14 protein-coding genes are annotated in these 16,628 nt (G+C 61.3%); 13 read left to right on the top strand and 1 reads right to left on the bottom strand.

All coding sequences use genetic code 11. The annotated features are described in order from the left end of the window. The first annotated feature begins 17 nt into the window (after positions 1 to 17). The gene (locus AB4X18_RS03560; RefSeq protein WP_370402311.1) at positions 18 to 2,432 is read left to right on the top strand and encodes a fasciclin domain-containing protein; all 2,415 of its coding nucleotides are present in this window, start codon (positions 18 to 20) and stop codon (positions 2,430 to 2,432) included. A gap of 63 nt (positions 2,433 to 2,495) precedes the next feature. On the opposite strand, the gene hemN is transcribed toward AB4X18_RS03560, so the two are convergent. Next, positions 2,496 to 3,851 (bottom strand): oxygen-independent coproporphyrinogen III oxidase, encoded by a 1,356-nt coding sequence (hemN, locus tag AB4X18_RS03555; protein ID WP_370402310.1) that lies wholly within the window; start codon positions 3,849 to 3,851, stop codon positions 2,496 to 2,498. 52 nt (positions 3,852 to 3,903) lie between these two features. Here hemN and fnrL point away from each other — a divergent pair, with 52 nt between their 5' ends. The 12 genes from fnrL (at position 3,904) to AB4X18_RS03495 (ending at position 16,621) form a co-directional block, all read left to right on the top strand. Further along, a complete protein-coding gene (fnrL, locus tag AB4X18_RS03550; protein WP_370402309.1) occupies positions 3,904 to 4,635 on the top strand; it encodes a transcriptional regulator FnrL in 732 nt (243 codons plus the stop codon). Between the two features lie 118 nt (positions 4,636 to 4,753). Then, positions 4,754 to 6,370, top strand: coding sequence for a cytochrome-c oxidase, cbb3-type subunit I (ccoN, locus tag AB4X18_RS03545; protein ID WP_370402308.1), 1,617 nt, complete (start codon positions 4,754 to 4,756; stop codon positions 6,368 to 6,370). Between the two features lie 12 nt (positions 6,371 to 6,382). Then, positions 6,383 to 7,207, top strand: a complete 825-nt coding sequence (gene ccoO, locus AB4X18_RS03540; protein WP_370402307.1) for a cytochrome-c oxidase, cbb3-type subunit II — start codon at positions 6,383 to 6,385, stop codon at positions 7,205 to 7,207. Positions 7,208 to 7,218: 11 nt separating this feature from the next. Then, positions 7,219 to 7,446: a cbb3-type cytochrome c oxidase subunit 3 gene (locus tag AB4X18_RS03535; RefSeq protein ID WP_370402306.1), complete on the top strand. Its 228-nt coding sequence runs from the start codon at positions 7,219 to 7,221 to the stop codon at positions 7,444 to 7,446. Further along, positions 7,439 to 8,305 (top strand): cytochrome-c oxidase, cbb3-type subunit III, encoded by an 867-nt coding sequence (ccoP, locus tag AB4X18_RS03530; protein WP_370402305.1) that lies wholly within the window; start codon positions 7,439 to 7,441, stop codon positions 8,303 to 8,305. Before AB4X18_RS03535 ends, ccoP begins: the two co-directional genes overlap by 8 nt. 179 nt (positions 8,306 to 8,484) lie before the next feature. After that, on the top strand, positions 8,485 to 9,909 hold the full coding sequence (gene ccoG / locus AB4X18_RS03525) for a cytochrome c oxidase accessory protein CcoG (protein ID WP_370402304.1): 1,425 nt from the start codon (positions 8,485 to 8,487) through the stop codon (positions 9,907 to 9,909). 2 nt (positions 9,910 to 9,911) lie between these two features. After that, positions 9,912 to 10,367, top strand: coding sequence for a FixH family protein (locus tag AB4X18_RS03520; protein ID WP_370402303.1), 456 nt, complete (start codon positions 9,912 to 9,914; stop codon positions 10,365 to 10,367). Further along, a complete protein-coding gene (locus tag AB4X18_RS03515; protein WP_370402302.1) occupies positions 10,364 to 12,481 on the top strand; it encodes a heavy metal translocating P-type ATPase in 2,118 nt (705 codons plus the stop codon). The genes AB4X18_RS03520 and AB4X18_RS03515 overlap by 4 nt, the downstream gene beginning before the upstream one ends. Further along, the gene (gene ccoS / locus AB4X18_RS03510; protein WP_370402301.1) at positions 12,478 to 12,618 is read left to right on the top strand and encodes a cbb3-type cytochrome oxidase assembly protein CcoS; all 141 of its coding nucleotides are present in this window, start codon (positions 12,478 to 12,480) and stop codon (positions 12,616 to 12,618) included. Before AB4X18_RS03515 ends, ccoS begins: the two co-directional genes overlap by 4 nt. A gap of 154 nt (positions 12,619 to 12,772) precedes the next feature. Then, the gene (deoC, locus tag AB4X18_RS03505; protein ID WP_370402300.1) at positions 12,773 to 13,759 is read left to right on the top strand and encodes a deoxyribose-phosphate aldolase; all 987 of its coding nucleotides are present in this window, start codon (positions 12,773 to 12,775) and stop codon (positions 13,757 to 13,759) included. 4 nt (positions 13,760 to 13,763) lie between these two features. Next, the gene (locus tag AB4X18_RS03500) at positions 13,764 to 16,133 is read left to right on the top strand and encodes an aldehyde dehydrogenase family protein (RefSeq protein WP_370402299.1); all 2,370 of its coding nucleotides are present in this window, start codon (positions 13,764 to 13,766) and stop codon (positions 16,131 to 16,133) included. Between the two features lie 59 nt (positions 16,134 to 16,192). Continuing rightward, on the top strand, positions 16,193 to 16,621 hold the full coding sequence (locus AB4X18_RS03495; RefSeq protein WP_370402298.1) for a hypothetical protein: 429 nt from the start codon (positions 16,193 to 16,195) through the stop codon (positions 16,619 to 16,621). Positions 16,622 to 16,628: the final 7 nt, after the last annotated feature.

The following is a 16,628-nucleotide window of genomic DNA, read 5'->3' as shown; positions in this document are numbered from 1 at the left end:
AAGAGTAGGATAGACCAATGGCACTTTTCTCCTTTACCGGCTTTGAACAGTCGGACCTTTTCGGCGCGGATTCCATTTCCGCCCATGCCACGTTCACGATGCCCGCTGCCCCGACGCTTCAGATCACCGTAACGGATGACGACGACGCGCTGTCGGGTGACGCCCGTGCGAATGAGAAGGGCGATGATACCAGCGGACAAACCGCAACCCTGCAGCGTGCCGGGGTCGAAGTCGGCACTGGCGGTCGCCTCTATGCAGAGCAAGTCTGGCATGTCAGCGGCGACAACGGCGAAACTTATCGCCTCGTCGAACTCGAACAACCCGGAGAGCAGCCCGACAGCTTCACTTTCCTTGGTGCCGTGCCACCGGCGGGTGTGATGCTGACCGTTGGCAACCGGGTGAACGTGACCGGCGACGGCCTGTCCTACGCAGACCTTTCCGCAGGCGAGCCTGCATTGCCCAACATCGTCGATATCGCGGGCGGGTCGGATGACTTCAATATCCTCGTCAAGGCTCTGGGCGCGGCGGGTCTGGTCAACACGGTTGCCGATCTGAATGACGTGACCGTTTTCGCCCCTACGGATGCCGCGTTCACGCAGCTTGCGCAGGACCTCGGATTTGATGGCGATGCCACAGACGAAGATGCGGTATTCGGCTTCATCGCCGAAGCACTGGCCGGGCTTGCGCCCGACGGCGACCCGATCCCGCTGCTGACGGATGTATTGCTGTATCACGTATCCGCCGGTGCCAAGACCGCCGCCGAAGTGGACGCCGCCGAAACGGTTACCACCCTGCTGGAAGGCGCGACCTTCGCGACCGAAGGCACGGAACTGATCGACAATGATCCAGACATCGACAATCCCAACATCGTCGTGCCGGATGTGGCGGCATCGAACGGCACGGTGCAGGGCATCGACCGGGTGCTGCTGCCACTGGACATCCCGGAGGCCGACCCCAAGCCGAATATCATTGAAATCGCCACAGGGTCCGATGATTTCAACATCCTCGTCAAGGCACTGGGTGCGGCAGGTCTGGTCAATACGGTCGCTGACCTGAATGACGTGACGGTCTTTGCGCCGACTGATGCCGCCTTTACGCAGTTGGCGACCGATCTGGGTTTTGAAGGCGACACCACGGACGAAGACGCGGTATTCGGCTTCATCGCCGAAGCATTGGCCGGACTTGCGCCAGATGGTGATCCGATCCCGCTGCTGACCGATGTCCTGCTCTATCACGTGTCCGAAGGCGCCAAGTCCGCCGCAGAGGTGGACGCGGCAGAGACCATCAGCACCCTGCTGGCGGGGGCCACGTTCGGTACGGAAGGCACCGAACTGATCGACAACGAACCCGACATCGACAATCCCAACATCGTCGTGCCGGATGTGGCTGCATCCAACGGCACGGTGCAGGGCATCGATCGGGTTCTGCTGCCGCTGGACATTCCGGGGAACGAACCGCAACTGCCCACGCTCGCGGGTCTGGTTGCGGAAAGCGGCGGGGAATTCGACAACATTGGCGCAGACTTCGATCTCCTTCTGAATTCTGTCATTGCCGCTGATCTTGTCGGTGCACTGGACGATCCCGAAGCGGACCTGACTGTCTTTGCGCCAAACGACGCGGCCTTTGTCGGGCTGGCAACAACGCTGGGTTTTGACGGGCAAGGCGAAGAAGCCGCGTTCAGCTATCTGGTCGATGCCCTGTCCCTGCTCAGCGGTGGGGGTGACCCCATTCCCCTGCTGAGCGCGGTCCTGACCTATCACGTTGCACCTGAGGCATTGGACGCAAACGCGGTTCTGTCATCTGACGGCATCCTCACCCTGCAGGGTGGCACGCTGACCGTCGATGGCACCAGCCTTGTGGATGCGGACCCCGATGTGGCCAACCCGAACCTGATCGCGACAAACCTCTTTGCGTCAAACGGCATCGCACATGTACTGGATGGTGTTCTGTTGCCTGCGGACCTGCTGGTCTCCGACGGCTCGGGCGATGTCGATTTTGAAATCGCGGGGGATCAGCGCGACATCATCATAGTCGGGCGCGACAATGACTTCGTCGATGGCAATGGCGGCAATGACCTGATCTTCCTCGGGACCGGCAACGACATCGGTGTCGGCGGCGACGGATCAGACGTTGTGCGCGGTGGCCAGGGCGAAGACCGCTTGATTGGCGGTGCGGGCGATGACTTCCTCGATGGTGGTCGTGATGCAGATGTCTTTGTCTTCAATACCGGCGACGGCAATGATGTCATCTTCGGTTTCCGCACAGGAAGCGACAAGATCGACCTGTCCGGAACTGAATTCCAAAGCTTCGCGGAGGTTGACCCGATGGTGACAAAGGGGAACGGTTTTGCCTTCATCGACCTTGGTGAAGATCAGTCGATCTTCATCAGCAGCCGCTCCGTGAACCTGACCGAAGACGACTTCATTTTCTGAAGCTGAAACGAAAAGGGTGCTGGCGGGGCAATCCGCCAGCACCCGAACGGCATCCTGCGGTCCCTAGATCGCGGCCGAATGTGCCACGTCTTCGCTGGTGAACTGATCGATGAAGCTGGCAATCACCCGGACCAGCGGATGCGCATCCGGGCGCATTTCGAGACCCGCATCGCTGATGAAAAAGACATCAGGGAAACGTGTCATCAACCGGATCGCGGTCTTGTGGATGTTCGGGGCAAATTCCGGGTATGCGGCGCACAGGTCTTTTTCGCGGAACACGAACCGGCACATCAGATCCTCGACTGCCCGCGCGATCAACAGGTCCTGTTCCTCCATCCTGTACCCCTTGTGCCCGGCAAAACCCCCGGCATTGATACGCTCCTGATAAGCAGAGGTGGCCGTCGCATTCTGGACATAGCCCTGGTGGAACCTTGAAATGGCAGAGGCGCCGAACCCCACCAATGTCTCGCTCTGATCGTCGGTGTAGCCCTGAAAGTTGCGCCGGAGACGGCCGCGCGCTGCCGCATCCGACAGACTGTCGGAGGGCAACGCAAAGTGATCAATGCCGATGGCGTTGTACCCCTGCTGGGTGAACACGTCATGCGCCATCTCGGCCAGACGAAACCGCGCCTCCGCCCCCGGCAGGTCTTCGGTCTTTATCATCACCTGCCGCTTGGACATCCAAGGCACATGCGCATAGCCATAAATCGCGAGCCGGTCGGGCTTCATTTTGGTGACATGCGCCAGCGTCTTGGCAAAGGTCTCCGGTGTCTGGTGGGGTAACCCGTAAAGCAGGTCAAGGTTCAGGCTTTTTACGTCATGCCTGCGCAGGAAATGGATGACCCGCTGGGTCTGTTCCAGCGATTGCAGCCGCCCGATTGCCTCCTGCACCGTCGGCTCGAAATCCTGAACACCGATGCTGGCACGGTTCATGCCAAATCCCACAAGCGTCTCCAACAGGGCATCCGATGCCTCGGTCGGGTCAATCTCGACCGAAAATTCGAATCCTTCCGCGGTCTGGAAGGCGTCAAAGACCGTTTCCAGCAAAAGGCGCATCGTCTCTGGCCGCAAAATCGTCGGCGTACCGCCGCCAAGATGCAGGCGACCCATGCGAATCCCCCGCGGCAGGCTTTGTCTCGCGCGTGCGATCTCTTGTCGCAGGACCTCCACATAGGCATCGACTGGGCGCATCGTCTTGGTGCCCTGCGTCCGGCAAGCGCAGAACCAGCACAGGCGCTTGCAGAAAGGAATGTGAATATAAACAGATACTTCACTACCGTTCGGCACCGTCTTCAACCACTCGCTCTGGTAGCGTGGGCCGATCCCCTGCTCGAAGTGGTTCGCAGGCGGGTAGCTGGTGTACCGTGGGACCCGTGCGTCAAAGAGGCCATGTTGTCGCAGGCTGTCGATCTTTTCCATGATCTTGTTTAGACTCGGCCGGAACCGAAACTCTTTGATTCAGATCAACTTGATGCCAAAACTAAAACTAAAAGCGATCAAATGTACGGAGTGTCCCATCCGCCATCGTGCCGTCTGTGCGCGTTGTGATGAAGACGAACTTCTGTTGCTGGAAGGCATGAAGTCCTACCGCTCCTACAAGGCGGGCGATACGATCCTGTGGCGTGGGGAGCCACTGGAGTTCGTGGCCTCTGTCGTGGACGGTGTGGCGTCCTTGTCCAAGACCCTTGAAGACGGGCGCACCCAGATGGTCGGGCTGCTTTTGCCATCCGATTTCATCGGGCGGCCGGGCCGGTCGCAGATCGAGTTCGACGTCACCGCAACCTCCGATCTGACCCTGTGCTGCTTTGATCGCGCCCCGTTTGAACGGCTGGTTGAGGAAACACCCCACGTCGCGCAGCGCCTTATGGAATTGGCACTGGATGAGCTGGACGCCGCACGCGACTGGATGCTGCTTCTGGGCCGCAAGACTGCGCGTGAAAAGATCGCGACCTTTGTTGAAATGCTGGCAAGAAGGTCACGTTCGGAGGCGTCGAACAGCCAGGTTGTATCGAAGCTTCCGATGACGCGGGACCAGATCGCCAACTATCTCGGTCTGACGTTGGAAACCGTCAGCCGACAGTTCAACTCTCTGAAAAAAGAGGGAATTATCGACTTCTCTAACCGTCATGAGTTCGAAGTCAAAGACATCATCGCCCTGAACGATGCAACGGGTGACGATTCAGACGGTGGCGTGATCTTCTAACCTCTGCGGGAATATCCGCCTTTTTGACACAGATCAAAGAGCGGCCCGTCCACAGTCCATAAAACAAACTCGCGAACAGGAGCGTCCTTGGGTGCTCTTTTCTTTAGCGAGGGACGTTATGGACTATGTAAAACTCATTCTTTTGGGATTCGTTGCCGTGGCTGCGGCAATGGCAAGCAGCTGGGGTCACGATCTGGCCTATCAGGTGCATGCCTTTCTGATCATGGCAATTGCGGTCGGTATGTTCATCTATGTGCTGCGGCGCACGGACGAACCAGTCAAAGCGGCAACGCCTGAAGGCATCTATGAAGATGGTGTGATCCGCGCAGGCGTGATCGCCACTGCCTTCTGGGGCATCGCGGGCTTTCTGGTGGGCACCTACATCGCCTTCCAACTTGCCTTTCCGGCGCTCAACTTCGATTGGGGGCAGCCCTATACCAATTTTGGACGATTACGCCCACTGCATACCTCTGCGGTGATTTTTGCCTTTGGGGGCAACGCGCTGATCGCCACCTCGCTTTATGTCGTCCAACGCACCAGCGGTGTCCGTCTTTGGGGTGGCAATCTGGGTTGGTTCGTCTTCTGGGGTTATCAGCTTTTCATCGTCCTCGCCGCCACCGGCTACCTGCTGGGGGCAACGCAGTCCAAGGAATACGCCGAACCTGAATGGTACGTGGACATATGGCTGACCATTGTCTGGCTGGCCTACCTCGCGGTTTTCATGGGCACGATTTTCAAGCGGCAGGAAAAACACATCTACGTCGCCAACTGGTTCTTCCTGAGCTTCATCATCACCGTGGCGATGCTGCATGTGGTCAACAACATTTCCATCCCCGTCAGCCTTCTGGGCTCCAAATCCGTGCAGGTCTTCTCGGGCGTGCAGGATGCAATGACCCAGTGGTGGTACGGCCACAATGCCGTGGGCTTCTTCCTGACAGCGGGCTTCCTTGGCATGATGTACTATTTCGTGCCCAAGCAGGCCGAACGCCCCGTCTACAGCTACAAGCTGTCGATCATCCACTTCTGGGCGCTGATCTTCCTGTATATCTGGGCGGGTCCGCACCACCTTCACTACACCGCTCTCCCTGACTGGGCGTCCACGCTTGGGATGGTGTTTTCCATCATCCTGTGGATGCCCAGCTGGGGCGGTATGATCAACGGTCTGATGACGCTGCAAGGCGCGTGGGACAAGTTGCGCACCGATCCGATCATGCGGATGTTCGTCCTCAGCCTCGGCTTCTACGGCATGTCCACCTTCGAGGGTCCGATGATGTCGATCCGCGCGGTGAACTCCCTGTCGCACTACACGGACTGGACCATCGGCCACGTGCATTCCGGTGCGCTGGGTTGGAACGGGATGATCACCTTTGCCTGCATCTACTTCCTGGTGCCAAAGCTTTGGGGGCGTAAGGAAATGTATTCCATGTCTGCAATCAACTGGCACTTCTGGCTCGCGACATTGGGCATCGTCCTTTACGCCGCGTCCATGTGGGTGACCGGGATCATGGAGGGCCTGATGTGGCGCGAAGTGGATGATCAGGGCTTCCTCGTGAACTCCTTCGCCGACACCGTCAGTGCCAAGTTCCCGATGTACATCGTGCGTGGTCTGGGCGGGGTTCTGTTCCTGTCGGGTGCGCTGGTGATGGTCTGGAACATGTTCATGACCATTCGTGGGGCAACACCTGCCAACGCGGCACTGCCTCGCAGCGCCACCGTCGCAACACCAGCAGAATAAGGAGAGCGGATCATGTCTGGTAACGAAAAAATTCCATCCGCTGAAAATGACCCCAAGGTCAGCACGCTGAGCGACTTGCCCGGAGAAATCCCGAATGAGCTGCCGCATCAGACGAAGTTCCTCGACAAGCACGCGATCCTTGAAAAGTCGCCAACGCTTCTGCTGGTCGCTTCGCTTCTGGTGGTCACCGTCGGCGGGATCGTGGAAATCGCGCCGCTCTTCTGGCTGGAGAACACCATCGAGGAAGTGGAGGGCGTGCGCCCCTACTCCCCGCTGGAACTGGCAGGGCGCGATATCTACATCCGGGAGGGCTGCTATGTCTGCCATTCGCAGATGATCCGCCCCATGCGGGACGAGGTGGAGCGTTATGGCCACTACTCTCTCGCCGCGGAATCGATGTACGACCACCCGCACCAATGGGGCTCTAAACGCACCGGGCCCGATCTGGCGCGGGTCGGTGGGCGCTATTCGGACGCATGGCATGTGGATCACCTGATGGATCCGCAGTCGGTCGTTCCCGAAAGCATCATGCCCAAATATGCCTTCCTTGCCGAAACACCTATCGAAGGGGAACATATCGAGGCGCTGCTCAAGACGCACCGCTTCGTGGGCGTGCCTTACACGGAGGAGCAGATCACTTCGGCCAGCGCGGACTTTACCGTGCAGGGCGATCCTGACGGCGATTGGGACGGTTTGGTCGAACGCTATCCGGGCGCGGTCGTGTCCAACTTCGACGGCCAGCCTGAGCTGACCGAGATGGACGCGCTGATCGCGTACTTGCAAATTCTGGGGACGATGGTCGACTTCGACACCTTCACCCCCGATGCAAGCCGATAGGAGGGGCGAAGATGGAAACCTATTCCCTCCTGCGTGAAATCGCGGACAGCTGGGTCCTTTTGGCCATGTTCATCTTCTTCATCGTCGTCGTGATCTGGGCCTTCCTGCCCAGCGAGCGCAAGGCGCGCGAAGATGCCAGCATGATCCCCTTCCGGAATGAAAAGACGCCGGCAAAAAGCAAGGACAAGAGCGAAAGTACCGGCAGTAAGCCGAAGTCGAAAGGGCAAGCCAATGTCTGATGAAAACAAGATTGACGAAGCAACCGGCGTTGAGACCACCGGCCACACCTGGGATGGTATCCGGGAGTTGAACAACCCGCTGCCGCGGTGGTGGCTCTGGACCTTCTATGTCACGATCATCTGGGGCATCGGCTATACCATCGCCTATCCGGCCTGGCCGATGATCTCCGGTGCAACGGGCGGATTGCTGGGGTATGCGACCCGGTCCGAAGTGGCCACGCAGATCGCCGATCACGAAGCCAAGAATGCCACCCTTGTGGCGTCACTGAACGATGCGGACCTTCTGACGCTGGCAGCGGGCGATGACATCCACCGCTACGCGGTTGCCCGCGGCCGGTCGGTCTTCAGCGCGCAATGCAGCCAGTGCCACGGTTCAGGCGCGGCGGGGGCCAAAGGGTATCCCAACCTGCTGGACAACGACTGGCTCTGGGGCGGCGATATCGAAAACATCTCGCTCAGCATCGCCCACGGTATCCGCAATGAAACCGACGGGGACGCGCGGTATTCCGAAATGCCCGCCTTTGACGAAATCCTTGAGGACGAGGAAATCGGCGCGGTGGTGGAATATGTGGTGAGCCTGTCTTCGGAAGATCACGACGCGGCGCTCGCGGGGCAGGGGGCAGAGATCTATGCCGACAACTGCGCGGCCTGCCATGGTGACGACGCGCTGGGCGACCGCGAACAAGGCGCGCCCAATCTGGCGGACGCGATCTGGCTTTACGGTGGTGACCGCGCCACGCTTGAAGAATCGGTGCGCTATTCGCGCTATGGCGTGATGCCCGCATGGGGTCAGCGTCTGTCGGATGAAGATGTCCGCGCCGTATCGGTCTATGTCCACAGCCTTGGCGGCGGTGAATAGACCCTTGAACCGGGCCAGCCCCGCACGGTGCTGACCCGCAGGTCGCGCGCATGACGCGCGGCCAACCCCCCGAAGCGGCCCTGTTCGCACAACGATGTCGTTTCGGGGGTCTTTTTGATCCAGATCAAGGCCATGGCCCCGCCTGTATTTTACACCGGGGATGCGAACAGGAAACCTTTATGACATCGACCCCTCCCTCCCTCTATGCGGCGCGTGAGCCGATCTTTCCCAAGCGTGTGTCCGGATTTTTCCGCCGCTTCAAATGGGGAATCATGATCTTCACGCTGGGCATCTACTATCTGACCCCGTGGATTCGCTGGGACCGGGGGCCGAACCTGCCCGATCAGGCGGTGCTGGTCGATATCGCCAGCCGCCGCTTCTATTTCTTCTGGATCGAAATCTGGCCCCATGAATTCTACTTCGTGGCGGGCCTGCTGATCATGGCCGGATTGGGCTTGTTCCTGTTTACGTCCGCGATGGGGCGGGTCTGGTGCGGGTATGCCTGCCCGCAAACCGTCTGGACCGATCTTTTCATCCTGGTGGAGCGCTGGATCGAAGGCGACCGCAACGCGCGGCTGCGTCTGCACCGGGGCAAGTGGGATTTCCGCAAATGGCGGCTCAGGATCACCAAATGGGTGGCATGGCTGCTTATCGGTCTGGCCACGGGCGGGGCATGGGTTTTCTATTTCGCCGATGCGCCGACGCTGCTGAACAACCTGCTGACGTTTTCCGCGCATCCCGTCGCCTATATCACCATCGCGATCCTGACCCTGACCACGTTCGTCTTTGGTGGCTTCGCGCGGGAACAGGTCTGCATCTACATGTGCCCCTGGCCGCGCATTCAGGCGGCGATGGTGGACGTCGACACGATTACCATCGGCTATCGCGGCTGGCGCGGGGAGCCGCGCAAACATTCCGAAGCCGTCAAGACGGGTGAGCCGATGGGCGATTGCATCGACTGCATGGCCTGCGTCAACGTTTGCCCCATGGGCATCGACATCCGCGATGGCCAGCAGATGGAATGCATCACCTGCGGTCTGTGCATCGACGCCTGCGATGACATCATGGCCAAGATCGGCAAGCCGCGCGGCCTTGTGGACTACCTGTCGCTGGCGGATGAACCCGCCGAGGCCGCCGGGGAACCGGCCAAGCCCATTTGGCGGCACATCCTGCGTCCCCGGACGATCCTGTATACCGCGCTGTGGTCACTGATCGGGCTGGGGCTGGTCTATGCCCTGTTCATCCGCACCGATATCGAGATGACGGTCAGCCCGGTGCGCAACCCGACCTTCGTGATGCAGTCCGACGGCGCGATCCGCAACATTTATGACGTGCGGCTGCGCAACAAGACGGGCGAGCCACGGCAGTTCCACCTCAGCCTGACCAGCGACGACGTGCTGCGGATCGATCTGGAAGGCCAGCGGGGGCAATTGGTGGTCGACGTCCCCGCCGACAAGACCGTCCTGCAACGGGTCTATGTCACCGCACGGCCCCAGGACGCGGCGGCCAGTGCACACACAACAGACCTGCGCTTGTGGGTCGAAGATATGGCAACCGGTGATCGCGCCAGCCGCGACACTTCTTTCAACGGGAAAGGTGAATAACGATGACCGAGATCAAGGGATGGCATGTTTTTGCAGGTTTCGCATCTGCCTTCGGCATTATCATTGCCGTGAACCTCACGCTGGCCTTCAACGCGGTGAAGACCTTCCCGGGTCTCGAAGTGCGCAATTCCTACGTGGCCAGTCAGGCCTTTGATGCGGACCGCGCGGCCCAGTTGGCGCTGGGGTGGGAGGTTTCCGCGACAGTGGAAGATAATGTGCTGCGGCTGGTGATCCTTGAGGACGGCGCGCCGATCGCGCCGGTGATCGAACAGGCGACCTTTGGTCGCGCGACCAGTGTCGCGCAGGACCAGACGCCCGAATTCAGCTTCGATGGGACAGCGCTGGTGGCGCAGGTTGACGCGCCCGATGGCAACTGGAACCTGCGGCTGCGGCTGCGGGCGTGGGGCGCTGACGGCACCCTGTTCCAGCAACGCATCATCGTCGGCACCGGATCATGACAGCGGCCTGTCCCGCCTGCGCGGCCATGCCGCCCGTCGAAGACATCGTGGTGCCCGCCGCGCAGCAGTTCTCTCTGCCGACGATCCATTGCGCGGCTTGCATCGGCAAGATCGAACGCGGGCTTGCGGGCCTTTCGGGCGTGACCCATGTGCGCGTGAACCTGTCGCTGAAACGTCTGTCCGTGGAAGGGCCGGTGCCATCGCAACGGCTGCAATCGGCGCTGAGCGACCTGGGGTTCGAAGCCTATCCGCTGGACATGGCCGCGCTGAACACCGCCCGCGACGATCAGGGCCGCGCGCTGCTGACACGGATGGCAGTGGCCGGTTTCGCGATGATGAACGTGATGCTGTTGTCAGTGGCGGTCTGGTCGGGGGCGACGGACGCGACACGCGATCTGTTTCACCTGATCTCCGCGATGATCGCCCTGCCGGTCGTGGCCTATGCCGCGCAGCCCTTCTTCAAGAACGCGTGGTCCGCCCTGCAGGTCGGGCGGCTCAACATGGATGTGCCGATTTCGCTGGCGATCCTGCTCGCGGCGGGCATGTCGTTGTATGAAACGCTCAACAGTGGCGCGCATGCCTATTTCGATGCCGCGCTTTCGCTGACCTTCTTCCTGCTGATCGGTCGCTACATGGACCACCAGACCCGCAGTGCCGCGCGGTCGGCGGCCAAGGAACTGACCGCGCTTGAGGTGCATACCGCCGAACGCCTGACGGCAAAGGGGACAGAGACAATCGGTGTTGCGTCCCTTGCCATCGGCGACCGCGTTCTTGTCCCCGCGGGGACAAGGGTACCTGTTGATGGCACCCTCGAATCAGATAACGCCCTGATGGACCGCTCTTTTCTGACCGGCGAAAGTGCCGCGGTGCCCGTTGCCTCGGGCGATTTTCTGCGCGCGGGGGAGATCAACCTGTCCGGCCCCTTCACCCTGCAAGCCACCGCTGTGGGCGAAGATACATCCCTGCGCCGGATGGCTGCGCTGGTGGAGACGGCGGAAAACGGGCGCAACAGCTATACCGCGCTGGCGGACCGTGCAGCACAGGTCTATGCCCCTGCCGTGCACCTGCTGGCACTGGCCGCCTTCATCGGCTGGGTCGTGGCGACCGGCGACTTCCGCCTTGCGCTCAACATCGCGATTGCGGTGCTCATCATCACTTGCCCCTGCGCTCTGGGCCTTGCGGTGCCTGCGGTGTCCACCGCCGCGATCAGCCGCCTGTTCGCCGAAGGGTTCCTTGTCAAACATGCCACAGCGTTGGAGCGGCTGGCCGAGGTCACGCATGTGGTGCTGGACAAGACCGGCACCCTGACACGCCCCGCCGTGGTCATCCCCGACGGGATGAGCGTCGGCGATCAGTCGGTTGCCAAGGCGCTGGCGCAATCTTCGCAACATCCGCTGTCCCGCGCCTTGCTCACGGCGCTGGGGGATAGGGTTGCGGCCCCGCTGACCGACGTCCGGGAGGTCACCGGGCAGGGTGTGGAAGGACACTGGGGCGATCAAATCGTGCGGTTGGGTCGTGGATACTGGCTGGAGGCCCCGTTTGACGGTCTGGGCTTGCGCATCGGGGACAAGCCTGCCTTGCAGATCGAAGCGCCCGAAGTCCTGCGGGATGGGGTGGTCGATGCCTTGCAGGCGATTGACCTGCCCTGCGAAGTGCTGACCGGCGACAGTGAAGGCCCGGCACAGGCGCTTGCCGCGCAGATAGGCCTGTCCGTAAACGCGCAGGCCCGGCCGGAGGACAAGCTGGACCGGCTCAATGTCCTTGCTGAAAGCGGTGAAAAGGTCCTGATGATCGGCGACGGCCTGAATGACACGGCCGCGCTGGCCTCCGCCCATGCCTCCATCGCGCCTGCGGTGGCGCTTGAGGCGTCGCGCAATGCCGCCGATGTGGTGATCCTGAAAGAAAGCTTTGCCGCCTTGCCGCTGGTGTTGAAGGTGGCGCGCGCCACGCGCGATCTGTCCAAGCAGAACTTCACCATTGCCACGCTTTACAACCTCATCGCGGTGCCCATCGCGCTGGCAGGTTTCGCCACCCCGCTGGCGGCGGCCTTGGCGATGTCGTTCTCTTCGATTACGGTGCTGCTGAATTCCCAACGGATGAGGAGGGTGAAATGAACGTGCTTGTGATCCTGATCCCGGTGTCGCTGATCCTTGGGGGGATCGGTCTGGTTGCATTTCTGTGGACGGTACGGTCGGATCAATACGATGATGCCGAAGGCAATGCCGCGCGTATCCTGTTGGATGACGATTAAGCGCTGACCCGAAGGCGAGACGCCCAAGGCGCAGCCCGCGGTTTCCGTCAGGGCAGAATACCTGCGTTCCCGCAGCCCCCATGTTTACTTTGCCGCGGCGCTGCTGGATGCTGGGCCAAACCATGCCGCGCCCCCTGCGCGCGAGGGAGGATCCATGACCCGCCTGAGAGAAGTACAAGACACATCGCCCCCGCACGCCCGCAATCCGGGCATGCCGCTTGACCTTGGACTGGTTGCGGCGGCCCGCGTGAACCGTTCCGCCGCCGAACGGCGCGCAGCGTCCCTGCCGGGACGGCGGTCCGTAAAGAAGGATGCGCAGGCGGCGTGGCTTTTGAAGGCGGTGACCTGCATCGACCTGACGACGCTGAATGGCGATGACACACCGGGCCGCGTGAAGCGGTTGTGTGCCAAGGCGGCGCATCCCATTCGCGCCGATATCCTTGACAGTCTCGGTATGGGGGATCGCGGGATCACCACGGGTGCTGTCTGCGTCTACCACCGCTATGTCGCCACGGCGGTCGAGGCGCTGAAGGGCACGGGCATTCCGGTGGCGGCCGTGTCCACCGGGTTTCCGGCCGGGCTGGCCCCAATGGAAACGAAGCTACGAGAGATCGAAGCCTCCGTCGCTGATGGGGCAGAGGAGATCGACATCGTGATCACCCGCGAGCATGTGCTGACCGGCAACTGGCAGGCGCTTTACGATGAGATGCGCGCCTATCGCGAGGCGTGCGGTGATGCGCATGTGAAGGCGATCCTTGCGACGGGGGATCTGAAAACCCTGCGCAACGTGGCGCGCGCCAGCCTTATTTGCATGATGGCAGGGGCGGACTTCATCAAGACATCGACGGGCAAGGAAAGCGTCAACGCGACGCTGCCGATCACGCTGGTCATGCTGCGCGCAATCCGACAGTACCACAGGTTGACCGGGCAGATGGTCGGTTACAAGCCTGCAGGGGGTGTTTCCAAGGCCAAGGATGCGGTGCTGTATCTTGCGCTTTTGAAGGAAGAACTCGGCGACGCTTGGCTTACCCCCGACTGGTTCCGTTTTGGCGCGTCCAGCCTGCTGGGCGATATCGAACGCCAGCTCGAACACCACCTCGACGGCGCCTATAGCGCCCTCAACCGGCACCCGATTGGATAAACCGATGAGCGTATCAGAGTTTTTCGACAGCATGGATTATGGCCCTGCACCAGAGAGCGACACCGAAGCACGCGCGTGGCTGAAGTCCCATGCAAAGGGGTTCGGGCATTACATCAACGGTGGCTTCACCAAGCCAGCCAAGCTTTTCGACAGCGTGGAACCTGCGACGGGGGCGGTGCTGGGTCAGGTATCCCAGGGCGGCAAGGCGGATGTGGACGCGGCGGTCAAGGCCGCAAGCAAGGCGCAGCCGGGATGGGCGGCGATGGGCGGTCCGGCCCGCGCCCGCAAGCTCTATGCGCTGGCGCGTCTGATCCAGCGCAATGCGCGGCTGATTGCCGTGGTCGAAGCGCTGGACAACGGCAAGCCCATAAGGGAGACGCGCGACATCGATATCCCATTGGCCGTGCGACATTTCTATCACCACGCAGGCTGGGCGCAGATACAGGAAAGCACCTTTGCAGGCTACGATCCCGTGGGCGTCGTGGGGCAGGTGATACCGTGGAATTTCCCCTTCCTGATGCTGTCATGGAAGCTCGCCCCCGCTTTGGCGCTGGGCAACGCGGTGGTGCTGAAACCAGCGGAGAACACATCGCTGACCGCGCTGCTGTTTGCGGAACTGGCCGAAGCGGCGGGTCTGCCTGCGGGCGTTCTGAACATTGTCACCGGGGACGGCACAACCGGCGCGCTGATCGTGGAACATGACGGCATCGACAAGGTCGCCTTCACCGGCTCGACGCCTGTGGGCAAGCAGATCCGCAAGACCACCGCAGGCTCCGGCAAGTCGCTGACGCTTGAGCTGGGCGGCAAGTCCCCGTTCATCGTCTTTGACGACGCCGATCTGGATGCCGCTGTCGAAGGGGTGGTGGATGCGATCTGGTTCAATCAGGGGCAGGTTTGCTGTGCCGGTTCGCGCATTCTGGTGCAGGAAGGCGTGGCGGAGGATTTCCACACCCGCCTGCGCACCCGCATGGCCAAGCTGCGGGTGGGCGATCCGATGGACAAGTGCATCGACATGGGCAGCCTTGTGTCGCCCGTGCAGTTCGAGCGGGTCAAGGCCATGGTCGACGCGGGTGTCAAAGCCGGTGCGACCCTGTACCAGCCGGAGGTCGAGATACCCGAGGGTGGCAGCTTTTATCCGCCGACCCTGCTGACGGATGTGCAGCCCACGTCAGAGGTTGCCTGTGACGAGATTTTCGGCCCCGTCGTCGTCTCCCTGACCTTCCGCACCTTTGATGAAGCGGTGCAATTGGCCAACCATTCCCGCTATGGATTGAGTGCCAGCATCTGGAGCGAGACGATTTCGCAGGCGATGGATGTTGCGGCTGCGGTCGAGGCCGGGATCGTCTGGGTCAATACGACCAACGTGATGGATGCCGCCGTGGGATTTGGCGGCGTGAAGGAAAGCGGCTATGGCCGGGAAGGGGGCAAGGAAGGCTGTTACGGCTATCTGAAGCCTGCGGCCTGGGCCAAGTTGCCGATGCGCAAGCCGGTGAGCACGCCCAAGCCTTCGGGTGGGCTGAAGCTGGAAGCGGTGGACCGCACACCGAAGCTGTTCATCGGCGGCAAACAGGCGCGGCCCGATGGCAACTATTCCATCCCTGTGCTGTCGCCCAAGGGCGACAAGCTGGGCGAAGTGGGCGACGGCAACCGCAAGGACATCCGCAACGCGGTCGAAGCGGCGCGCGGGGCAAAAAGCTGGGGCCAGAAGACTGCCCATAACCGGGCGCAGATCCTGTATTATCTGGGCGAAAACCTGTCTGGCCGGTCGGATGAATTCGCAACGCGCATCCGCGACATGACCGGGGTCAGCGCAGGCAAGGCGCGCGCCGAGGTGGAGGCGGCGATTGATCGGTTCTTCACCTACGGCGCATGGGCTGACAAATGGGAAGGCGCGGTGCATCTGCCCCCCATGCAGGGTGTTGCCCTCGCCATTCCCGAAGCGCTGGGCGTTGTCGGTGTGATCTGCCCGGACGAAGCGCCGCTGTTGGGCTTTGTCAGCATGGTCGCCCCGCTGATCGCAACGGGCAATCGGGTTATCGCCGTCCCAAGTGCGGCGCATCCGCTGTCGGCCACGGATTTCTATTCGGTGATGGAAACATCGGACGTGCCTGCAGGGGTGCTGAACATCGTCACGGGCGACGCGATGACGCTGGCCGATACGCTGGCCAAGCATAATGACGTCGATGCGGTCTGGGCCTTCGGGCCGCCCGCGCTGTCCACGCTGGTGGAGGAACATTCCATCGGCAATCTCAAACGCTGTTTTGTCGATTACGGGCGGCAGATCGACTGGCATGACCGCGCCGTGGCAGAAGGGGAAACCTTCCTGCGGGCGGCGACACAGACCAAAAGCATCTGGGTGCCTTACGGGGCCTGATCAAACGGAACTCTTGCAAATCGGCGATTTCCTGATTATTATACTCAGGTAATTAACCGATGAGCGTTTCCATGGTCTCTGCCCTTCGAAAGCATCCCTCAAACCCCGTGCCGATGGCGCCGGAATTGCCCGCGCCGGTCATGGATATCCTGACGGACGTGCGCCGTGCAGGCCTTGTGTGCCGAACTGCGGCGCGCGCGGATGTGTTCCGGACCTGCGCGCTGTTGGCCAGCGACAACCGCGTGACGCGGACAGGCTTTGCCAAGGCGCTGGTGCAGTGCCTGACGCAGGTGCTGGCAAAGAAACCCGTGCTGTTCCGCCCCGGTGTGTCTGAGCTGTCTTTCGATGAACGCTGGCTCGGCTCTGCGCTGTGCGCCGCGCGCCGGGGCGATGCAGCGAGCTTTGCTTTTTTGATGCGCAGGCGGGTTCAGGCGGAAGATCGCAGATGCATCGGTTTTCTGATTCAGGCCCTTGCGCGGGAGACCTAACTTAGAA

Origin of the sequence: Sulfitobacter rhodophyticola, assembly GCF_041281685.2 — a bacterium.
Taxonomy (GTDB): domain Bacteria; phylum Pseudomonadota; class Alphaproteobacteria; order Rhodobacterales; family Rhodobacteraceae; genus Sulfitobacter.
This window is presented reverse-complemented; position numbering and strand designations above follow the sequence as displayed.

Coding starts and splice junctions, on each gene's coding strand:
- AB4X18_RS03560 (WP_370402311.1), top strand. CDS start 18: ATGGCACTTTTCTCCTTTACCGGCTTTGAACAGTCGGACCTTTTCGGC.
- hemN (WP_370402310.1), bottom strand. CDS start 3,851: ATGGAAAAGATCGACAGCCTGCGACAACATGGCCTCTTTGACGCACGG.
- fnrL (WP_370402309.1), top strand. CDS start 3,904: ATGCCAAAACTAAAACTAAAAGCGATCAAATGTACGGAGTGTCCCATC.
- ccoN (WP_370402308.1), top strand. CDS start 4,754: ATGGACTATGTAAAACTCATTCTTTTGGGATTCGTTGCCGTGGCTGCG.
- ccoO (WP_370402307.1), top strand. CDS start 6,383: ATGTCTGGTAACGAAAAAATTCCATCCGCTGAAAATGACCCCAAGGTC.
- AB4X18_RS03535 (WP_370402306.1), top strand. CDS start 7,219: ATGGAAACCTATTCCCTCCTGCGTGAAATCGCGGACAGCTGGGTCCTT.
- ccoP (WP_370402305.1), top strand. CDS start 7,439: ATGTCTGATGAAAACAAGATTGACGAAGCAACCGGCGTTGAGACCACC.
- ccoG (WP_370402304.1), top strand. CDS start 8,485: ATGACATCGACCCCTCCCTCCCTCTATGCGGCGCGTGAGCCGATCTTT.
- AB4X18_RS03520 (WP_370402303.1), top strand. CDS start 9,912: ATGACCGAGATCAAGGGATGGCATGTTTTTGCAGGTTTCGCATCTGCC.
- AB4X18_RS03515 (WP_370402302.1), top strand. CDS start 10,364: ATGACAGCGGCCTGTCCCGCCTGCGCGGCCATGCCGCCCGTCGAAGAC.
- ccoS (WP_370402301.1), top strand. CDS start 12,478: ATGAACGTGCTTGTGATCCTGATCCCGGTGTCGCTGATCCTTGGGGGG.
- deoC (WP_370402300.1), top strand. CDS start 12,773: ATGACCCGCCTGAGAGAAGTACAAGACACATCGCCCCCGCACGCCCGC.
- AB4X18_RS03500 (WP_370402299.1), top strand. CDS start 13,764: ATGAGCGTATCAGAGTTTTTCGACAGCATGGATTATGGCCCTGCACCA.
- AB4X18_RS03495 (WP_370402298.1), top strand. CDS start 16,193: ATGAGCGTTTCCATGGTCTCTGCCCTTCGAAAGCATCCCTCAAACCCC.